Origin of the sequence: Albimonas donghaensis (genome assembly GCF_900106695.1) — a bacterium.
Taxonomy (GTDB): domain Bacteria; phylum Pseudomonadota; class Alphaproteobacteria; order Rhodobacterales; family Rhodobacteraceae; genus Albimonas; species Albimonas donghaensis.
In genome coordinates this window covers 395,207-410,429 of record NZ_FNMZ01000002.1, presented here as the reverse complement: position 1 = coordinate 410,429, position 15,223 = coordinate 395,207, and the positions used below count along the sequence as shown (strand labels likewise).

The window sequence follows — 15,223 nt, the reverse complement described above, 5'->3', positions numbered from 1 at the left end:
CTCCGCGCCCCTGATCGCGGGGCGGCGGTGGCCGGGCTGGCGCCCGTCGGCGAGGCGCGGTTGCTGGGGCATGGCGGGGGCTCCGGGGCGGGGGGCTGGGACTCGGGCGGGACGCGAGGGGGGGGCGGGGACCTAGCGGCGGGCGGGATCGGCGCCCATCAGGCGCGGCAGGTCGCCGAACCGGGCGACCAGCCCGAAGGCGAGGACCGAGGTCAGGATGAAGGCGATGGCCCCGACCGCCATGGTCGGGGTGAAGCCGTTGCGCAGGCTGTTGAAGATCTGGAGCGTGACCGTCGAATAGGCCGAGGCCGAGACGAAGAAGGTCACGATGAACTCGTTGAAGCTCAGCACCAGCGCGAAGAAGAAGCCCGAGGCGGTGTAGGGGATCGTCTGCGGCAGGATGATGGTGCGGAAGATCACCCGCTCGGTCGCGCCGAGGGTGGCGGCGGCGTCCAGATGCGCCCGCTCCACCGATTGCAGCCCGATGGAGATGGTGGCGAGCGGCAGCGCCGCGTGCAGGGCGGCGTGGCTCAGGATCGCCGCCTCCACCGTGCCGATCAGCCCGGCGAAGACCCAGAGGAACCCGAGCCCGACCCCGAACACGATGGGCGGCAGCGCGAAGGGCATGGCGAGCCCCGCCCCCAGCGCCTTCGACAACCGCGAGGCGCCCCGCCACAGCCCGTAGGCCACCGGCCAGGCCAGCGCGGTGGCGAGCGCGGCGGAGCTGACCGCGATGATCGCCGACAGGCGCAGGGCGCGGGTCCAGACCTCGTCGGTCACGAAGAACTCCACGAAACGGTCGAGCGTCGGATCCTGGGGCGGGAACAGCATCGAGCGCCCCCCGTTCAGCGCCGAGGCGCAGACCACCAGGATCGGGGCCGCCACGAAGACCGCGCACCAGGCGAGGTAGAGCCAGCCGGCGACGCCTCCCGGCGTCGGGCGCAGGCGGATGCGGGCGCGGGGGCGGGGCGCGGGGATCATGACCGGCGCTCCGCGCGTTTCGCCAGCGCCAGGCTCGCGCCCAGGCAGGCGACGGCGGTGACCAGCAGCACCATGGCCTGGGCCGCGCCGAAGGGGGCGTTGAGCGTCGCGCCGCGGACCGATTCGTAGATGGTGATGGTCAGCGTCTGCCGGGACGGATCGGCGAAGACGGTGACGGCGACATAGGCGCCCAGCAGATAGACGAAGAGCAGCAGCGCCGCGCCCGCGATGGGCAGCCGGCAGGCGGGCAGCGCCACGGTTCGGATCACCGTGAAGGGGCGCGCGCCCATGGTCCGCGCCGCCTCCATCATCGCGGGGTCGAGCCGCGACAGCGCCGGGTAGAGCAGGATCACCGCATAGGGGAAGACCAGGTAGGACAGGGTCAGCACGGTCGCGAAGACCGAGGGCTTGAACCGCACGTTGCGCGGCGTGGCCAGCCCGATCTCGCGCAGGACGTCGAACCAGCCCACGGCCTTCAGCCAGTCGGTCAGCCCGGTCTCGCGGAACGCCATGGGCAGGCCGGAGCGGTTGGACAGCAGCACGTCCCAGCCCATGACCACGAAGACCTCGGACAGCGACAGCGACGACAGCAGGAACACCAGCCAGACCGTCTGCGCCCGGCGCGAGCGGCGGGTCATCGCCCAGGCGAAGGGGAAGGCGAAGGCGACCGCGATGACCGCGCCCAGCGCGGCGTAGGCGAGGCTCCATCCCAGCTTGCGCATGTAGACGAAGGAGGCGCTCTCGGGCCAGTCGAGCCCCACGAAGACCCGCGCGTAATTGGCCGCGGAAACCCCCCAGTTCCAGGCGGCGCCGGCCTCGACCTCGCCCAGCGAGATCGCGAAGACCAGCGCGAAGGGGGAGAGGCAGAGGCCGGCGACGACAAGAGCCAGCGCATATTGCGCATGGACGAAGCGCAGGCCGCGGGACGGGGCACCGGGCCGCGCGTCGACCGGGGCGCCGGTTGCGCCGGGGCGCCCGCGCGGCGCGGAGAGGTCGGCGCCCGCGGCCCCGGCGCCCGGATCCGCGCGGTCCGCTTGCTGCGCCGCGGCGCGGGCTTGGGCGCGGGCCTGGGCGGGGGCGGGGGCGTGGGGAGGCGTGCTCACGCGACCTCCGCCCGGTCCCGGGCCGGGAAGGCGCGCAGCATGTCGGGCGGGAATTCCAGGTGGATGGTCTCCCCCAGCCGGGGGCGCTCGGGGGCGGAGAAGGGCAGTTCGCAGACCAGCGTCCGCCCGTCCGCCTCGGCGTGGATCTCCCGCACCTGGCCGATGTCGCGCACGAAGGCGACCCTGGCCGGCAGGCGGTTCGGCCCCGGCCCGGAGGCCAGCCGCATCCATTCCGGCCGGCAGGCCAGCACCAGTTCCGCCCCGTCGCGGAAGGCCGCCGGCGGCGACAGCGCCAGCGACGTCCCGCAATCCAGCCGCGCGGCCCCGCCCATCGCCGTCGCCGGCAGCATGTTGGCCTTGCCGATGAAGCCGGCCACGAAGGCGTTGGCGGGGTTGCGGTAGACCTCCTGCGGGGGGGCGACCTGCTCGGCCCGGCCCTTCGACATCACCACGACCTGATCGGCCATGGTCATCGCCTCGCGCTGGTCATGGGTCACGACGATGGTGGTGATGCCGAGCTTCTGCTGGAGCAGCCGAAGCTCCACCTGCATCTCCTCGCGCAATTGCGCATCGAGCGCCGACATCGGTTCGTCCAGCAGGAACACGTCGGGCTCCTGCGCCAGGGCGCGGGCGATCGCCACCCGCTGGCGCTGGCCGCCGGAAAGCTCGCCCACCCGCCGGGCCCCGAGGCCGGGGAGGCGGACCAGCTCCAGCAACTCCTCCGCCCTCGCGAGGCGCCTGGCCTTCGCCACCCCCGCGATGGAGAGCGCGTAGGCCACGTTCTCGGCCACCGACAGATGCGGGAACAGCGCGAAGTTCTGGAACACCATGCCGAAGCGGCGCCTGTGGGCGGGCAGGGCGGTGATGTCCGCCCCGCCCAGCTCGATCCGCCCGGCGCTGGGCGTCTCCAGCCCCGCGATCATGCGCAGCAGCGTGGTCTTCCCGCAGCCCGACGGGCCCAGCAGGGCGGTCAGCTCGCCGTCGGCGAAGCGCAGGTCGATTCGCTCCACCGCCGGCGGGCCCGCGCCGAAGGATTTCGTCACGCCCGCAATGCGCAGTTCCGCCATGGGTCCGGGTCCCCGTCAGGCGGCCAGCATCTTCTCCCATTCCTCCTTGATGAACTCGGCCTCGTCCAGATAGGCCTCGTAGGCCGGCGTGATGGCGGGCGTGCCGGAGACCGAAGCGAATTCCGCGTCGGTCAGGTCGGTCCCCGACTGCGGCAGCAGCGGCGCGGTGCCGATCTTGCGAGACATCAGCGCCTGGGTGGAGGGGAGCGAGGCGAAGTTGATGAACTCCGCGGCCTCCGCCGACTTCTCCGAGCCCTCCGTCAGGCACCACGAGCCGTAATCCTGCGGGTTGCCCTCCCTGGGGAAGATCGAGGCGATGGGGAAGCCTTCGGAGGCCATCAGCCCGGCGACGTCGTGGTAATAGGTGCCGCCGATGACGTCCTCGTTCTTCATCGCCTGTTCCATCTGGCTTTCGGCCGACCACCACAGGCCGACGCAGGGCTTCAGCTCGGCGATCTTCTCCATGCAGGCCATGATGCCGTCCTTCGAGCCCATGGTCTCGGCGCCGTCGAAGAACGTCGCCGCCGCGATGTCGAGCAGGTAGGAATTGTAGAGCTTGTTGAGGCCGAGCGAGGACTCGTAGGTCTCGACGTCCCAGAACTCGGCCCAGGAGGCCGGGGCCTCGACCACGTTGGGGTTGATGACCATCGAGGTGAACCAGGCCATCGCGCCCACGCCCATCAGGCCGGCGTCGCCGGTGTAGAGGAACCTGGACTCCAGCCCCTCGGCGTTGGGCATGGCGGCCGGGTCCATGGGCGCCAGAAGCCCGCCGATGCGCGCGGCGCGGATCATGGTGTCGCGGGCGTAGAGCGACAGGTCGGCGGGCACGGCGCCGGAGGAGGCCGCGTTCTGCATGGTCACCAGCCAGTCGGAGGAGTTGGGCTGGGTGACGCTCTCGATCTCGATGCCGGTGGCGGCGGTGAATTCGGGGTAGACGAATTCCTTGAACGAATTTTCGAAATAGCCGCCATAGGAGCCGATCCTGAGGCTGCGGGCCTGGGCCAGCGCCGGGGCGCCGAGCGCCGAGGCCGCGGCGACCGCGCCGGCGGTGGCGGCGGAGTTGCGCAGGAAGCTGCGGCGGCTGAGCCCGGATATGGGGCCGGAAGCGGGGCCGGAAGCAGGGGCGGAAGCGGCGGACGCCGAAGGAAGGATGAGGCGCGGGCGGCGGGTGGTCATCGTCGGGCTCTCCTGTCGGGCGGGGGCTGCGTTCCCCGGTTGTTGGTCCGGGCGGTTCCGGGGCCCGGCTTCGCGGGTCGTCATGCAGTTGCCATGCCAACGATCGCCGTCGCCGATCCCCGCTGCTGATCCGGGCCGCTGGTCCGAGCCCAGCCCGGCCTCGCGCCGCGCGGCCGGCCCCGGGGCGGAGAGGGTGGGCGCCTATAATTCGGGCGAGCATGCGCGACTTATCGCCCAAAGCGAAGGCATCACCTCTGAAATGGTCAAGAGGCGGGCTTGATGGCAGACTTCTGGCGATTCGAGTCCAGGAGCCTGCCCCATGCATGACGGTCCCGCCTCCGACGCCCCCGCGCTCTCCGCCACGCCGGAAGGCGCGGACCCCGACCAGCGCGCCCTGACCCTCGACGACGCCGCCCTGCCGGTGGTGGATCTCGGGCCGCTGGTCGCGGGCGAGCCCGACGGGGTGGCGAAGGTCGCCGCGGCGCTGGGCGAGGCGGCGCGGAGCTCGGGCTTTTTCTACGTGGCCAACCATGGCGTGCCGCAGGACCTGGTGGAGGCGGTGCTGGCGGCCTCGCAGGACTTCCACGGCCGCGCGCGCGCCTTCAAGATGCGCTGGTGGTCGGGCTTCACCACCCATCACCGCGGCTATGTCCCGTTCGAGGAGAACGGCGCGGATTTCCCGAAGAAGATCAACTTCAACGAGGCCTGGGACATGGGGTTCGAGGCCCCCGCCGACCATCCCGACCACGTCGCGGGCTGGCGGATGACCGGCCCCAATGTCTGGCCCGACATCCCCGGCTGGCGGGAGACGGTCTCGGCCTATTACGAGGCGGTCTTCGCGCTGAGCCTGAAGATGATGGACTGCCTGGCCTGGGAGCTGGGGGTGGACGCGGAGGAGCTGCGCGCCAAGGTCACCTGCCCGACCTCGCAGCTTCGCCTGCTGCGCTACGTGCCCAACGACATGCCGGCGACCAGGGACGTGGTGGGCATCGCCTCGCATTCGGATTTCGAGTGCTTCACCATCCTGCTGACGGGCTCGGCCGGGCTGCAGGTGATGAACGCCGACGACATGTGGATCGAGGCGCCGCCGATCCCCGGCTGCTTCGTGGTCAATATCGGCGACATCTTCGAGGCCTGGTCCGGCGGGCGCTACAAGTCCACCCAGCACCGGGTGGTGAATATCGGGCGGGAGCGGTTCTCCTGCCCGCTGTTCTTCGGGCTGAACTACCACGAGGTCGTGCAGCCGCTGGAAAAGTTCCGGACCCCGGAGGCGATGGAGAAATACCCGCCCTTCAAGGCCGGCGATCACCTGATGCGGATGACCGTGCCCAGCTTCCGCTACATGGACGAGGCCTATCGGAAAGGGGACATGCGGCTCGACTTCGAGGTGCCCGACTCGAACCCCTTCAAGCGCGAGGCCAAGACCCCGCCGCCCGAGGGCGAGGCCGGCTGAGCGGGGGGCCGCATCCCCTGTTCGGCGATCCGTCCGACCCGTGGCCCGCGGGGATCCGGCGCCCCTGCGGGGCATGCCTTTATCTCCGGCCGCAGGCGGCCTTCGGGTGGGCGCCATACGCGGCGGACGCGCAATTTTCTTTCGCGTGCAACCCCTGCGCGATCTCGTCGCGTGGTCCCGAAACCCAAGGGGCGCGGCGAAAAACACCGGTTCCGGAGGCCTATGGCAACGGGACATTCACCATTCTCCCCGCTATACGGGAGGCGAGCCCTGCCCGGCGCTCCCCGGCCAGATTCCCATGGCCGGCGTCGGACGCGCCTGAAGCCGCCCGCGAGGAGCCCGAATGCGCCGCCTCCGCAACGTCAAGATCGTCGCCACCCTCGGCCCCGCCTCCTCCGACAGGGCCACGATCCGCGCCCTGTTCGAGGCCGGCGCCGACGTGTTCCGCCTCAACATGTCCCACGGGACGCATGAGGGGATCGCCCAGCTGCATCGCCTGATCCGGGAGATCGAGCATGAGCTGCGCCGCCCCATCGGCATCCTCGCCGACCTCCAGGGCCCCAAGCTGCGGGTCGGAACCTTCGCCGATGGCAAGGAGACGCTGGAGGAAGGCGCCGCCTTCCGCCTCGACCTGGTGGACAAGCCCGGCGACGCCACCCGCGTGCGCCTGCCGCATCCCGAGATCTTCGAGGCGCTGGAGGAAGGCGCGAGCCTGCTGGTCAATGACGGCCAGATCCGCCTGAAGGTCACCCGCTGCGACGCCGAAAGCGCCGATTGCGAAGTGATGGTCGGCGGCGTCATCTCCGACCGCAAGGGGGTGAACGTCCCCGACGTGGTGCTCAACATCCCCGCGCTGACGGAGAAGGACCGCAAGGACCTGGAATTCGTCTGCGCGCTGGGCGTGGACTGGCTGGGCATGAGCTTCGTGCAGCGGCCCGAGGACGTGGCCGAGGGGCAGCGTCTCGCCGCCGGCCGCGCCGCGGTGATCGCCAAGATCGAGAAGCCGGCCGCGGTCGCGGCGCTCGACGGCATCCTGGCCGAGGCCGACGGGATCATGGTCGCCCGCGGCGACCTGGGCGTGGAGATGCCGATCACCTCCGTCCCGGTGATCCAGCGCCGTCTGATCGCCACCGCCCAGCAGGCCGGCAAGCCGGTGATCGTCGCCACCCAGATGATGGAGAGCATGATCTCCGCCCCGGTGCCGACGCGGGCCGAGGTCTCGGACGTCGCCAACGCCATCTATGATGGGGCCGACGCGGTGATGCTGTCGGCGGAATCCGCCGCCGGGAAATACCCGGTGGAGACCGTGCGCACCATGAACGCGGTGGCCGAGACCACCGAGAGCGACCCGCATTTCCGGGTGCGGATGGAGGCCCTGCGCCCCCGCGCCCGCACCCGCGTCGCCGACGCCATCGCCGCCGCCGCGCGCGAGGTGGCGGAGACCACGGACGTCAAGGCGATCTGCTGCTTCACCCATGGCGGCACCACCGCGCTGCTGATGGCGCGGGAACGGCCCCGCGTGCCGATCCTGGCGCTGACGCCCTCCACCCGCTCGGCCCGGCGCATGGCGCTGGTCTGGGGGCTGCACTGCTCGACCACGCATGAGGTGGAGCGGTTCAAGCTGGCGGTGGTCTCCGCGGCCCGCGCGGCGCGGGAGGGCGGCTTCGCCTCCGACGCCGACCGGATCGTGGTGGTGGCGGGCATCCCGTTCAACACCTCGGGCACCACCAACATCCTGCGCGTGGCGCCGGTGGACGAGCGCGCGATCTACGAGGGCGAGCCGGAGTAAGCCGGCCCGCTCGCTCGCCCCCCCCGCCGGACGCCGCCCGATGACCGATCCCAGCCCGCCCGCGGCCGCGCAAGCCTTCGACCGGGCGATGGCCGAACGCTACGACGCGCGCAACGCCCCGCTCGCCCCGATCTCGGAGGCGCTGCATTTCCTCACGCGCCTGGCGCTGGCCGACCTGCCGGCGCGGGCCCGGGTGCTCTGCGTGGGCGTCGGGACCGGGGCCGACATCCTGGCCCTGGCCGCGTCCCGGCCCGACTGGCGCTTCGTGGGCGTGGACCCCTCGTCGGAGATGCTGCGGGTCTGCCGCGACCGCCTGGCGGAGGCCGGCGTGCTGGCGCGCTGCGACCTGATCGAGGGCGAGGTCGCCGCGGTCCCCCTGGACACGGGTTTCGAGGGGGCGGACCCCGGGCCCGCCGGCTTCGACGCGGCGCTGAGCCAGCTCGTCGCCCATTTCATCGGGCGGGCGGAGCGGCCGGGCTTCTACCGCGCCGTCCGCGACCGGCTGCGGCCCGGCGGGCGCTTCGTCACGGCCGAGATCTGCGCGGATCCCCAGGGGCCGGCCTTCCCCTCCATGCTGCGGGACTGGGCGCAGGTGCAGAGCCTCATGGGGGCGAGCCCCGAGTCGCTCGCCGCTCTGCCCGAAACGCTGCGCGAGCGGCTCTCGGTGCTGTCGCCGGCCGAGACGGACGCCCTGCTGGTCGAGGCCGGGTTCGGCCCGCCCGTCCCGTTCTTCCGCGCCTGCATGATCCGCGGCGCGCATGCGGAGCGGGCCTGAGCCGTCTCCGCGCCGGCCCCGCGCCGCGCCCGGCGCTTGACTTCCCCGCCGCCTTGCGGCATTGCCCCCGCTCTCAACACGGGGAGGCCGGCCGTAATGGGCTGCCGAGTCTCTCCTGAACGGCCCGCGCGTCTCGCGCCCGCGGGCGCCCCTTTCGAGGAGTTCGAAATGCCCAAGATGAAGACCAAGGCGAGCGCCAAGAAGCGCTTCAAGGCCACCGCCACCGGCAAGATCAAGGCCGCCGGCGCCGGCAAGCGGCATGGGATGATCAAGCGGACGAACAAGTTCATCCGCAACGCCCGCGGCACCATGGTGCTGTCCGAGCCCGACACCAAGATCGTCAAGATCTACATGCCCTACGCGCGCTGAAGGAGGCCTGACCCATGTCCCGAGTGAAACGCGGCGTCACCGCCCACGCCCGCCACAAGAAAGTCCGCGACGCCGCCAAAGGCTATTACGGCCGTCGCAAGAACGTGTTCCGCGTCGCCGCCCAGGCCGTCGACAAGGCCGAGGAATACGCGACCCGCGACCGGAAGCGCCGCAAGCGCTCATTCCGGGCGCTGTGGATCCAGCGTATCAACGCCAGCGTGCGGGCCATCGACGCCGAGTTCACCTACTCGCGCTTCATCGCCGGCCTGACCGCGTCGGGCATCGAGGTGGACCGCAAGGTGCTCTCCGACCTGGCGATCCGTGAGCCGGAGGCCTTCGCGGCCATCGTCGCCAAGGCCAAGGCCGCGCTGGCCTGAGGCCCGCGATCCGGGCCTCACGGCCCGACCTGAATGCGAACCGCCCCGGAGAGCCATCTCCGGGGCGGTTTTCGTTCGGACGGCGCGGGGGCGCGCGACCCGAACCCTGAAGGCCGCGCCAGCGGCCGGAGGCGACGGCGCGCCCGCGTCAGCGGGCTCCGAATAGCTCCGCCCGCCGCCCCGCCGCCTGCATCGGGGTCAGAGCACCAGGTCGACGGGCCGCGTCGCCTTGTGGCCGGGATGGTTGGACTGCACCGCATGGGTGCGCGTCACGCTGCGCATCCATTCGTAATACAGCCCCTTCACCGACAGCAGCGCCACGCCCGCCCCGCGCATCCGCGCCAGCCCGTAGGCCTCGTCGGCCTCCGCCGTGGCCACCGCGTCCTGCAGGGCGGCGACCCGGAAGCCCTCGCCCACCAGGCCCAGCGCCGACTGGGCCACGCAGACATCCGTCTCCATCCCCACCAGCACCGCGGTGCCGCGCCCGCTGGCCTTCACGTCGGCCAGGATCTCCGGGTTGCCGGCGAGGCCGAAAAAATTCTTGGAATGCACCACCTGGCCCTCGGGCAGGGCGGCGGCGACCTCCGCATTCAGGCCGCCCAGCGTCGGGATGTCTTCGGCCATCGCCACCACCGGCACGCCCAGATCCGTCGCCACCCGCGTGATCCAGGCGATGCGCGCCACCAGCGACTGGCATTTCGCCTGGTCGTATTTGTTGAGAAACGCGTCCTGCACGTCGATGACGACCAGGACCGAATCCTCGACGTCGATCAGCGCATGGGTGACGGGGAGCGCGTCGGGCATGGGCGGCGTCCTTCCTCAGGCCAGGGGATCGCCCGAAGGGTGGCGAGGCCCGCCTGCACGGTCAAGGCGCCCCCGACGTCGCGGCCCCCCTATCGGGTCAGCCGCCGCCAGGCGCGGAAATAGAGCTGGTTGGGAAGACGGTTCAGCGCCCGCAGGAAGATCGCGAAACGGCGGGGGAAGGCGATCTCGAATCCCGGACGGCCCAGCCCCTCGACGATCCGCCGCGCGGCCGCGTCGGGCGTCATCAGGAACGGCATCTCGAATTCATTGACCGCGGTGGCCTCGGTTTCCACGAAGCCGGGATTCACCACCGAGATCCGCACGCCGAGATCCATCAGGTCCATGGCCAGCGCCTCGCACATGGCGATCAGCCCGGCCTTGGTGGCGGAATAGGCCGCGGCCCCCGGCAGCCCGCCATAACCGGCCACGGAGGCCGTCACCGCCACATGCCCCCGACCGCGCGCGATCATGGCCTTCAGCACCGGGTCCAGCCCGTTGACCACGCCGCCGAGATTGACGTCGAAGGTCTTGCGGGCCTTCCCGGCGTCGAAATCCCCGGCCCGCATCGGCAGGTAGATGCCGGCGTTGAGCAGGACCAGCGCCAGCCCGCCGTCGGCCTCGATCGCCGCCACCGCCTCGCGCATGGCGACCGGGTCGGTCACGTCGGCGGGCAGGGGGAGGATGCGGCCGGGATGGCCGGCGGCGCGGGCCTCCTCGGCCAGCGCGTCCAGCGCCTCGGGGCGGCGGGCGGTGGCGTGGACCGTCCAGCCCTCGGCCGCCAGCCGCAGCGCCACGGCTCGCCCGATCCCGCCGGAGGCGCCGGTGATCCAGGCCGCGCCGTCGGCGGGCCGCATCACCTGGTCGAATACGTTGGAGGACCTGCCCACGCCGGCCGATCAGCCCGCGGGCCAGAGCGGCGCCAGCCGCGGGTCCGCGGCGACGGCGCGGAAGCGCGCGGTCTCGCCGCCCGCATCGAAGGCGTTGCCCATCCACTCGCCCCGGTCGTCGTAATAGAGCGCCAGGTCCAGGTCTCCCGACACCTGCCAGCGCGTGCAGGTCAGCGCGCCGGAGGGGCCGGGCACGGCCTCGGACCCGTCCTGCGACGCGGAGACCCGAAGCGGCGCCCCGGTCTGGGTGCTGATCCAGGTGGACCGCTCGAGGAAGGCCGGCGTCCAGTAGGTGGTGGTGGCCGCGTCGCCGGGCATGTCGCCCACATGCGTGCCGGAGGAGACAAGCCGATCCCCCTCGCGCCGCACGCGGGCGGTCTCCCGCTCGCCATCGTCGTTGGTGGTCCCGTCCAGCGACACCAGCAGCCCGTTCTCCCAAAGCTCGCGGCTGTCGAGCTCGTAGCGATAGGCGACGACGCCGAGCACTTTCAGCGCGATGCGCACCCGCACCGTCACGTCCAGCCGCGGGCCGTCGGCGGCGACGGTGGTCAGCTGGTCGCCGATCACGTCGCCGTCGCGCAGGATCTCGAACCCGCGCGACGCGGTGGCGGCGCGCGCGCGCCTCGCGGGCCAGCCGCCCAGGGCCAGCCCGCCGGCGGCGAGCCCGGTTCCCAGCAGGGTGCGGCGAGAGGGGGCGAAAAGCGGGGAGCGGGTCATGGCGGGCGTCAGGTCAGCAGGTTGAGCACGCGGGACACGGCGCCGGTGAAGCGCATCTCGCCCGACATGACCACGAGGCAATAGCAGGTTTCGTCGCCGATGATCTTCGGGCGGTGATCGTCGTCGGAGGTGGCGATGGACACCTGGCCGCGGCGATAGACCGTGCCGCGGTCCTCCATCTCTCCGCTCAGGATCAGCGTGGTTTCGGTCCCGGAATGGGTGTGGGAGAAGATCGGCGCGCCGGGTCGGGCGCGGAGCAGACTGATCTCCTCGCCATCGACCTCGGCCAGCGTGCATTCCGACAGGCCGGGCAGGCGGAACTTCCAGTCCATGTCCTCCGCGTCGCCGCCGGCGAAGGCGCGCAGCGGGGCGGGGAACACGTCCGGGGCCTGGGCGGCGGCCCGGGCAGGGGTCCGGGCGGGGGCCGGCGCGTTGTCGGCGGGCCCGGCGTCCGCCGCGGCGCGCGGGGCGTCCTGATGCGCGTCGTCGTCCCAGGCGTCGAAGCGGGTCACGGCGTCGAGCCGGTCGAGCGCGGCCGACAGCGCCGGCGGCGGCGTGTTGGGCTCGGGCTCGGATTCCATCAGAAGCCCGCCGATCCGCTCGAGGTCGGCGACCCGGCGACGGCTTTCGGGACTGTAGGTCATGTGCGTCGCCACCAGCAGCCCCAGACCGGGGGAGATGGCGCCGCTGGCATAGTCGACCAGAACCTGGTCGTCCGGATAAAGCATGTCGTCCTGCGCTTCCTGGCTTGCGAGCGTCGTCGTCCAAGCGTCTTCGTCATCGCGGCGGGGGCCGGCGCCGGATCCGCATCCGCATCCGGTCGGGGCGTTCGCCGATGTCCTGGCCCGTGTCTCCGACCGCGTCGAGGGCGACCCGGTCCCTTTTCGATCCGTTTCGGCCACGTAAAGGCCGTTTTCCTCTTACATAACCTGTCCCGCGGCGCGGGCGAGGCTTCGGTTTCGGCCCGCATGCGAGCGTGTCCGATCCGCCACTCCGATCCGCCCCGCGGACCGGGCCCGTCAAGGCTCAGGCTTTCCGGCTCAGGCTTCCCGGCGCGCCGCCTTCCTCGCTTCCGCTGACTTGCGGCGGCGGGGCGCAGGCGGGCGCGCTGGATTTCCTTGTCGGCTGTGTTACGCCCCCCATGCCGGTTCGGATCACAGGGCGCCCCGGAAACCTCCCGGTTTTCCGCGCTTTCCCGGGGTGCGGGGCGGCATGTCGCATGGCGGCGACCCGTCGCGATGCCCGACGCGACGCCCGTCACGGCGATCGGCCAGACCAGCGCCCTCCCCCGACCCGTGTTCCGCGGGGCGGCCGGCGCGTTTTTTCGGGGAGGGGCGCATGACCTCTTACGCGGTGTTCTTCTACGGGTCGCTGCGCGATCCGGAATTGCTGCGCCGGGTGCTGGGCCGCGAAACCGCGCCGGAGACCGAGCCCGCGACGCTGGACGACCACTGCCTGCGCCGGGTGGCCGGCGAGGATTTCCCCTGCCTGGTCCCCTCTCCCGGCGACAGGGTCTTCGGCGCCCTGATCCGCGACGCCTCCGCCGATGAAGTCGCCCGCGTGCGCTTTTTCGAGGACGAGGAGGAATACGCCCTGCGCGACGCGCCGGTGCGGGCGGGGTCGGGGGGCGAAATCCTGCCGGCGCTCGTGTGTTTTCCCGTCGGTCCCACCACCGCCGCCGGGCCGTGGTCCTTCGACGACTGGCCCGAGGCCGAGCGCCGCGCCCTGCGCGAGGCGGCGGTGGAGATCATGGCGCATTACGAGGCGGGGACCGACTGGTCGGACCTGACCCTCTGGCCCGGCCTCAAGGCCCGCGCCGCGGCTCGCGCCCGGGTGCTGCGCGAGGCCCCCGGTCCGCGCTTTCCCGGCGTGGATTTCTCCGCCGCGCAGGTGGAGACGGCGCGGCTGGCCCGCCCCTACGCCTCCTTCTTCGCGGTGGAGGAGCACCATGTCAGCTATCCGATGACCGGCGGCCGACGCTCCGATACGGTGCGTCGGGCTGTGTGGCTGTCGGGCGATGCGGTGACGGTGATGCCCTACGATCCCGCCGCCGACACGGTGCTGCTGGTCACCCAGTGGCGCGCCGGGCCGCATGCGCGCGGCGACGCCCATCCCTGGCCGGTGGAGGTCATCGCCGGCCGGCTCGACGGGGTGGAGGCGCCCGAGGCCGCCGCCCGCCGCGAGGCGGAGGAGGAGGCGGGCCTCGCGCTCGGCCGGGTCGAGCGGATCGCGTCCTTCTATTCCTCGCCCGGCGCGGTGGCCGAGCATGTCACCGCCTTCGTCGGGGAGGCCGACCTTTCCGACGCCGGCGGCGCCGGGGGGCTGGAGGTCGAGGCCGAGGACGTGATCTCCGCCGTCATTCCCTTCGCCGAGGCGATGGAGATGGTGGAGCGGCAGGAGGCCGACACCTCCCCGGCCCTGATCTCGCTGCTCTGGCTCGCCCGCCATCGCGACCGTCTGCGGGCCGAATGGGCGGCCTGAACGCGGGCGAAATCGGGCGCTGAGGCAACCCCAGCCAAGGGCTGTGTAATTTTTCGTGACCCGAAGCGCGATGTGAAATCCGGCCGCTCATCCTTGCGCGCCGGAGTTCGCGCGTCTAAGTCCGACGAAGCGTCAGCACGCCCCGGCGACCCGGACCGGGGAAGGGAGGAGCGCGCAATGAGCATTCGCAAGGACCTGGCCGCCGCCGTAGGCGACACCCCGCTGATCCGGCTCCGCAAGGCCTCGGAGATCACCGGCTGCGAAATTCTCGGCAAGGCGGAGTTCCTCAACCCCGGCCAGTCCGTGAAGGACCGCGCCGCGCTGTCGATCATCCAGGACGCGGTGGCCCGCGGCGACCTGCGCCCCGGCGGCGTGATCGTCGAGGGCACGGCCGGCAACACCGGCATCGGGCTGGCGCTGGTCGGCGCCTCCATGGGCTTCCGCTCGGTGATCGTGATGCCGGACACGCAGAGCCAGGAGAAGAAGGACATGATCCGCCTGGCCGGCGCCGAGCTGGTCGAGGTCCCGGCCGCGCCCTACAAGAACCCCAACAATTACGTGCGCTATTCCGGCCGGCTGGCCGAGGCGCTGGCGAAGACCGAGCCCAACGGCGCGATCTGGGCCAACCAGTTCGACAATGTCGCCAACCGCCAGGCGCATGTGGTCACCACGGCGCCCGAGATCTGGGAGCAGACCCAGGGCCGCGTTGACGGTTTCATCTGCGCGGTGGGCTCCGGCGGCACCCTGGCCGGCGTGGCCGAGGGGCTGCGGGCGAAAAGCAAGGACGTGAAGATCGGGCTGGCCGATCCGGACGGCGCCGCGCTGTTCAACTGGTACAAGCACGGGGAGCTGAAATCCTCGGGCGACTCGATCACCGAAGGCATCGGCCAGGGGCGGATCACCGCCAACCTGGAGGGGCTCGACGTGGACATGCCCTACAACATCCCCGACGCCGAGGCGCTGCCGGTGATCTTCGACATGCTGGAGCATGAGGGCCTGTGCCTCGGCGGCTCCTCGGGGATCAACGTGGCCGGCGCCATCCGCATGGCGAAGGATCTCGGGCCGGGGCACACGGTGGTGACGATCCTGTGCGACTACGGCACGCGCTACGCCTCCAAGATCTTCAACCCGGCGTTCCTGAGGTCGAAGAACCTGCCGACCCCGGCCTTCCTGGAGCGCGGCGCCAGCACGGTTCCCGAGGTCTTCGCGGAGGCGTCGTGACGCCGGCGGCCGCGGCCGGGCCC

General features: G+C 71.8%; 15 protein-coding genes. 7 read left to right on the top strand and 8 right to left on the bottom strand.

From position 1 onward, the window contains the following. Window positions 1–132: 132 nt before the first annotated feature. The 4 genes from BLV24_RS07785 to BLV24_RS07770 are packed head-to-tail and all read right to left on the bottom strand — an operon-like array spanning window position 133 to window position 4,327. Window positions 133–981 carry an ABC transporter permease gene (locus BLV24_RS07785; RefSeq protein WP_092680610.1) on the bottom strand — a complete coding sequence of 283 codons (849 nt, stop codon included), beginning with the start codon at window positions 979–981 and terminating at the stop codon, window positions 133–135. Further along, window positions 978–2,084 carry an ABC transporter permease gene (locus BLV24_RS07780; protein ID WP_092680609.1) on the bottom strand — a complete coding sequence of 369 codons (1,107 nt, stop codon included), beginning with the start codon at window positions 2,082–2,084 and terminating at the stop codon, window positions 978–980. The genes BLV24_RS07785 and BLV24_RS07780 overlap by 4 nt, the downstream gene beginning before the upstream one ends. Next, a complete protein-coding gene (locus tag BLV24_RS07775) occupies window positions 2,081–3,151 on the bottom strand; it encodes an ABC transporter ATP-binding protein (RefSeq protein WP_092680608.1) in 1,071 nt (356 codons plus the stop codon). The genes BLV24_RS07780 and BLV24_RS07775 overlap by 4 nt, the downstream gene beginning before the upstream one ends. A 15-nt stretch (window positions 3,152–3,166) precedes the next feature. Next, window positions 3,167–4,327 (bottom strand): extracellular solute-binding protein, encoded by a 1,161-nt coding sequence (locus tag BLV24_RS07770; protein ID WP_176954672.1) that lies wholly within the window; start codon window positions 4,325–4,327, stop codon window positions 3,167–3,169. Window positions 4,328–4,646: 319 nt separating this feature from the next. Between BLV24_RS07770 and BLV24_RS07765 the strand changes: the two genes are divergently transcribed. From BLV24_RS07765 to rplT, 5 genes are all read left to right on the top strand, one after another. Then, on the top strand, window positions 4,647–5,780 hold the full coding sequence (locus BLV24_RS07765; RefSeq protein WP_092680606.1) for an isopenicillin N synthase family dioxygenase: 1,134 nt from the start codon (window positions 4,647–4,649) through the stop codon (window positions 5,778–5,780). Between the two features lie 343 nt (window positions 5,781–6,123). Then, window positions 6,124–7,569: a pyruvate kinase gene (pyk, locus tag BLV24_RS07760; protein ID WP_092680605.1), complete on the top strand. Its 1,446-nt coding sequence runs from the start codon at window positions 6,124–6,126 to the stop codon at window positions 7,567–7,569. A gap of 40 nt (window positions 7,570–7,609) precedes the next feature. Then, window positions 7,610–8,344: a class I SAM-dependent methyltransferase gene (locus BLV24_RS07755; RefSeq protein ID WP_092680604.1), complete on the top strand. Its 735-nt coding sequence runs from the start codon at window positions 7,610–7,612 to the stop codon at window positions 8,342–8,344. A gap of 168 nt (window positions 8,345–8,512) precedes the next feature. Next, window positions 8,513–8,713 carry a 50S ribosomal protein L35 gene (gene rpmI / locus BLV24_RS07750; protein WP_092680603.1) on the top strand — a complete coding sequence of 67 codons (201 nt, stop codon included), beginning with the start codon at window positions 8,513–8,515 and terminating at the stop codon, window positions 8,711–8,713. Between the two features lie 14 nt (window positions 8,714–8,727). Beyond that, window positions 8,728–9,090: a 50S ribosomal protein L20 gene (rplT, locus tag BLV24_RS07745; protein WP_092680602.1), complete on the top strand. Its 363-nt coding sequence runs from the start codon at window positions 8,728–8,730 to the stop codon at window positions 9,088–9,090. Between the two features lie 198 nt (window positions 9,091–9,288). On the opposite strand, the gene BLV24_RS07740 is transcribed toward rplT, so the two are convergent. The 4 genes from BLV24_RS07740 to BLV24_RS07725 form a co-directional block, all read right to left on the bottom strand. Next, the gene (locus BLV24_RS07740; protein ID WP_092680601.1) at window positions 9,289–9,894 is read right to left on the bottom strand and encodes an isochorismatase family protein; all 606 of its coding nucleotides are present in this window, start codon (window positions 9,892–9,894) and stop codon (window positions 9,289–9,291) included. Window positions 9,895–9,983: 89 nt separating this feature from the next. Further along, on the bottom strand, window positions 9,984–10,781 hold the full coding sequence (locus tag BLV24_RS07735; RefSeq protein WP_218133368.1) for an SDR family NAD(P)-dependent oxidoreductase: 798 nt from the start codon (window positions 10,779–10,781) through the stop codon (window positions 9,984–9,986). Between the two features lie 9 nt (window positions 10,782–10,790). Further along, window positions 10,791–11,498: a DUF6134 family protein gene (locus BLV24_RS07730; protein WP_092680600.1), complete on the bottom strand. Its 708-nt coding sequence runs from the start codon at window positions 11,496–11,498 to the stop codon at window positions 10,791–10,793. Window positions 11,499–11,506: 8 nt separating this feature from the next. Continuing rightward, entirely contained in the window at window positions 11,507–12,226 is a 720-nt protein-coding gene (locus tag BLV24_RS07725; protein WP_092680599.1) for a cupin domain-containing protein, read from the bottom strand. Window positions 12,227–12,836: 610 nt separating this feature from the next. On the opposite strand from BLV24_RS07725, the gene BLV24_RS07720 reads away from it, so the two are divergent. Next, on the top strand, window positions 12,837–13,979 hold the full coding sequence (locus tag BLV24_RS07720) for a gamma-glutamylcyclotransferase (RefSeq protein WP_176954671.1): 1,143 nt from the start codon (window positions 12,837–12,839) through the stop codon (window positions 13,977–13,979). A gap of 177 nt (window positions 13,980–14,156) precedes the next feature. Further along, a complete protein-coding gene (locus BLV24_RS07715; RefSeq protein WP_092680597.1) occupies window positions 14,157–15,200 on the top strand; it encodes a cysteine synthase A in 1,044 nt (347 codons plus the stop codon). Window positions 15,201–15,223: the final 23 nt, after the last annotated feature.